This window comes from Arthrobacter sp. Br18, from assembly GCF_000520555.1.
GTDB lineage: Bacteria > Actinomycetota > Actinomycetes > Actinomycetales > Micrococcaceae > Arthrobacter_D.
Genome location: NZ_KI914889.1, coordinates 9,894 through 14,239 on the forward strand (window position 1 = coordinate 9,894; position 4,346 = coordinate 14,239).

At 67.5% G+C, this 4,346-nt stretch carries 4 protein-coding genes and 2 pseudogenes; 2 read left to right on the forward strand and 4 right to left on the reverse strand.

Features of this window, described 5'->3' with window-relative positions:
• The 4 genes and pseudogenes from Y704_RS24620 to dxr form a co-directional block, all read right to left on the reverse strand.
• Positions 1-267 (reverse strand): annotated as a pseudogene (locus Y704_RS24620) (hypothetical protein); the annotation flags it as partial.
• Complete coding sequence (locus tag Y704_RS0115160; RefSeq protein WP_026550746.1) at positions 267-893, reverse strand: MarR family transcriptional regulator; 627 nt, start codon at positions 891-893, stop codon at positions 267-269. The gene Y704_RS0115160 and the pseudogene Y704_RS24620, both read right to left, overlap by 1 nt.
• A 63-nt stretch (positions 894-956) precedes the next feature.
• A complete protein-coding gene (locus tag Y704_RS0115165) occupies positions 957-2,303 on the reverse strand; it encodes a M50 family metallopeptidase (RefSeq protein WP_026550747.1) in 1,347 nt (448 codons plus the stop codon).
• Between the two features lie 11 nt (positions 2,304-2,314).
• Positions 2,315-3,562 carry a 1-deoxy-D-xylulose-5-phosphate reductoisomerase gene (gene dxr, locus Y704_RS0115170; protein WP_026550748.1) on the reverse strand — a complete coding sequence of 416 codons (1,248 nt, stop codon included), beginning with the start codon at positions 3,560-3,562 and terminating at the stop codon, positions 2,315-2,317.
• 75 nt (positions 3,563-3,637) lie between these two features.
• Between dxr and Y704_RS24135 the strand changes: the two genes are divergently transcribed.
• Positions 3,638-3,874 carry a hypothetical protein gene (locus Y704_RS24135; protein ID WP_155850390.1) on the forward strand — a complete coding sequence of 79 codons (237 nt, stop codon included), beginning with the start codon at positions 3,638-3,640 and terminating at the stop codon, positions 3,872-3,874.
• Positions 3,871-4,346: pseudogene (locus Y704_RS24140) on the forward strand (hypothetical protein); the annotation flags it as partial. The gene Y704_RS24135 and the pseudogene Y704_RS24140, both read left to right, overlap by 4 nt.

The window sequence follows — 4,346 nt, forward strand, 5'->3', positions numbered from 1 at the left end:
GACGGCGGTAGCGACCGCGAGCCGTTCGAGGACGCCGATGACGAGGCCGCCGCGCAGCACTCCGGCCGGCAGCGGCGGTACAAGCCGGGCGACGTCGGGCCCGGGAGCGGGGAATTCACGCTGGGGCTGGTCGGCAGGCTCAGGCGGTTCCTCACGGAGCGCCTGCTGGGCGTCGACGGTACGTGCGAGGCGGAGCACCAGGGTGGTCACCGGCCATCCCACGCCTCCGGCGACCATGAGGGTGGAAATGACCCAGAGCGCTTCCATCAGTCCTCCTGGTGCGTGACGGGCTGCCGATCCAGCGTCGCTGAGTCGGCCCACGACAACAGTAGTGCGGCTGCCGGCCGGGCAGCCCATTCCTCCACCCAGGCCGAACGCGCAACAGCCTTGCTCACCGACTGCGGAGTAATGCCCAGCTCCCTGGCGACGGCGGTCTGGCTGCCGCGCCGGCCGGGTTCCAGCCGGTCGAGAATGCGCCATTCCGCCGGTGAACGGTTACTGACGTGGCGACCCACCAGGGCAAGGACGGCTTCGGCTTCCGCCGAGCCGGGCGGTCCCTCCACGGCCAGGGGCGCGCGCTCCCCCGTTTTCTTGGCACGCTCGACGGCGGCGCGGGCCAGGACGAAGGCGCTGCCGCGCGCTTCCCGCGGGCTGGCCGGATAGGGCTGATCGACGTCTCCCACGCCGATTCCGACGTACCAGTGTCCCTGCCGCAGGCAGAGCAGGACGGCGTCCACAACGGCAGCCGGTGATTCCAGGACGCCCTGCGCCTCGTCGCCCACTGATCGTTCGAACCCGGCTGTCGCAGGGATGCTGCCCAGAAGTCGCAGGAGGTCCGGGATGTGGTCGGGGTTGCTCCTGCTCGCTGCCTGGTCGATGGTGAGGACGAACATTCATCAACCTTATATGGCTGATAAATATAATTCAACCTATTTCGTATTACTTTGGGACTTCACCTAGCCGAACAGGTCCACCGGCTTGACGATATCCGCGTAGATCAACAGGGCTCCCATGCCCAGAAGCAACACCGCCACCGCATAGGTGAGGGGAAGCAGCTTCGCCATATCGAATGGACCTGGATCGGGCCGCCGAAAGACTCGTGCCACCGTGCGCCGAAGGCCCTCCCACAGCGCTCCGGCGACGTGGCCGCCATCCAGGGGAAGAAGGGGAATCAGGTTGAAGACGAACAGCGCCAGGTTCAAACCTCCCACGAGCCCCACCAGCGTCGCCACACGGGCATCGAGCGGAATTTCCTCCATCGCTGACACCTCGCCGGCAATACGCCCGACCCCGACCACGCTGATAGGCCCCTCAGGGTCGCGGGGCGCGTCCGAGAACGCGGCCTGTCCCACCTCGACCACGCGCTGCGGCAGGTTGATCACCACACCTGCCACCCTCACGAGGGAATCCCAGACTGCAGGCATCACCTCGCCGGCGGGCTGTGGAACGAGCTCCTGGGTGGACCCGACCCCGATGAAACCAACCTGCTGCGTCAGCTGGTTGCCGTCGGCGTCGACCCGTGCGGCTCCGTCCTCGCCGGCAATGGGCCGTTCGGTCAGGAGCGGCGTGATGGTGGAATCGATCGAGGAGCCGTCCCTCTCATAGGAGATCGAGACTTCGCGTCCCGCTGCGTCACGGATCCAGCCGGACATCTCCTCCCAACTGGTGACTTCCCTCCCGTCGAAGGACGTGACACGGTCCCCCGGTTGGAGTCCCGCCTCGAACGCAGGTGCGGCTGGATCGCCGTCAGAGCAGTCGGTCTGGCCGGTATCGGCCTGCTGGCTCGCCGGGACGACGCATCGGTAGACCTCGGAGACGGTGGTGGTGGCCTGGGCGGAGCCGAACCCCATGATCAGCACGGCAAACAGCACGATCCCGATGAACAGGTTCACGAGGGGCCCGCCCAGCATGATGATGATCCGCTGATGGATGGGCAGCTTGTAGAACACCCGGTCCTCATCGCCGGGCCGGAGCTGCTCGGCAGCGGCCCGGCGCGCGTCGTCGGCAAGCTGCTGGAACATGCCGGTGCTCGACCGCCGCACGGCGCCGTCGTCGCCCGCCTTTGCGGGAGGGAACATTCCAACCATGGAGACGTAGCCCCCCAGCGGAATCGCCTTCAGCCCGTACTCCGTCTCTCCCTTCCTGCGGGAGAACAAGGTGGGTCCAAAACCGACCATGTACTGCGTCACCCGCACCTTGAACAATTTGGCGGGCAGGAGGTGCCCCACCTCATGGAGTGCTATCGACGCCGCGATCCCCACGGCGACGAACAGCACCCCTCCAATGAAGAGCAGAATGGTCAAGGTGCTCCCTTCTATCCGGCGTACGTATCGAGCGGGTGTTCCTGCAGACCACAACGAAGACGCGCGGAGGCGCGTGCCCGCTGTTCGGCATCGAGCACAGCGTCGAGCGTTGTGGGGGCCTGCTGGAGCCCGGCCTGTCCTGCTGTCAGCTCCTCAACCACTGCAGCGACGATGTCGACGATGTCATTGAATCCGATTTTGCCACTGTGGAAGGCCTCAACAGCCTCCTCATTGGCGGCGTTGAACACCGCCATGGCGGTACCGCCCTTCGACGCGGCGGCCTTCGCCAACCGGACGGCGGGGAAGGCGATTTCATCGAGCGGCTCGAAGGTCCAGGCCGACGCCGTCGACCAGTCGCAGGGCGCGGTCGACCCCGGGACCCGGAAGGGCCAGCCGATTCCGAGCGCGATCGGCAGCCGCATGTCGGGCGGTGATGCCTGCGCGATCGTGGATCCGTCGAGGAACTGGACCATCGAGTGAACCACGGACTGCGGGTGCACGACGACGTCGATCCGGTCGAGCGGGATGTCGAACAGCAGGTGGGCTTCGATGACCTCCAGTGCCTTGTTGACCATCGTGGCGGAGTTCGTGGTGATCACCCTGCCCATGGCCCAGGTGGGATGGGCAAGTGCCTGCGCCGGGGTGACGGTCACCAGCTCATGTCGGGACATGCCCCGGAAAGGGCCGCCCGACGCGGTGAGCACGAGGCGGTCGACTTCGTCGGCGCTGCCGGATCTCAGCGCCTGGGCGATGGCGGAGTGTTCTGAATCCACCGGCACCAGCTGGCCGGGTGCTGCGGCTTTGCGTACCAGCTCTCCGCCGACGATGAGTGATTCCTTGTTGGCCAGGGCGAGCAGGTGTCCGGCAGAGAGGGCGGCCAGTGTCGGGGCCAGTCCGATGGAGCCGGTGATGCCGTTGAGGACGACGTCGGCGTCCGGCCAGGCGGCGAGCCGGGATACGGCGTCGGGGCCGGTGAGGATGGTCGGGGCGTAGCCGTGGATGCCGGCGTCGTCGGCCGCTGCCGCAAGAGCCTGCTCGAGGTCCGCCTCGGTCCCGGTCGCCGATCCTATGGCTGCAGCACGGGTGGACACGGCCTGCCGGGCGAGCAGGGGGAGGTTGCCGCCGCCGGCCGCGAGGGCCGTGACACTGAACCGGTCGGGCGCCTGCGCGATGACGTCGAGGGCCTGGGTGCCGATGGAACCGGTTGAGCCCAGGATGACGACGCGACGGTGCTTCCGGGAAGGTGCGCTGAAGTCCATGGCCCCAGTATCCCGCACCCTGGGCCGGGGCACTCCCGGGGTGGCAGTCGGAGCGTTCAGCGGGAGACGTCCATAGTGGAAACTCCCCACGGGGAGCTGTTCCGCGGGGAGGCGTTCCGCGGGGAGACGTTCCGCGGGGAGCTGGTCCGCGGGGAGCTGGTCCGCGGGGAAAGCTGGCAGGGAACCGTCGGCTTTGAACCGTCGGCGTCGAACTGTCGGCGGGGAACATCCGGTGGGGAACTGTGCGGCGGAGAAATGTCAGTGGTGGGTGGGAGTGTGGGGGTATGGCAGGTCGGGGTGGAGAGCCGTTGACGGAGGATGCGGGTGCATCTTCGACGGTCAAGCCCGGCCTGAGCGGAGTGATCGGGTTGTTCTCCATCGAATTGCTCGATGGGCCGGGATTGACGGATGCCCTGGCGAAACTCGAGGCCCTGGTGGTGTGGGCGCAGGCCGGTCAGGCGGAGGTGATGCACCTGTTGGAGGATCGTTTCCAGGACGAGATGCGCCACCACGGGATGGCGGCGAAAGCCCCCGCGTACGGCCGGCGGGATCCCGGGACCACCGCACCAACCGCGGCTGATCCGTCGGCGTCGGGGTGGGGTTCGGGTGTTGGGGGTTCGGTCGGGTTTTCGCGGTTGCGGCGGGCTGATGAGGAGTTGGCTACGAGCCTGACGGTGACGGAGATCGCCTGTACCCTGTCGCTGTCGGAGCGCACCGCGGGGGCCCTGCTGCGGAGAAGCCACGCGTTGTGCAGGGATTTCCCCGATACCCTGGTGGCCCTGCG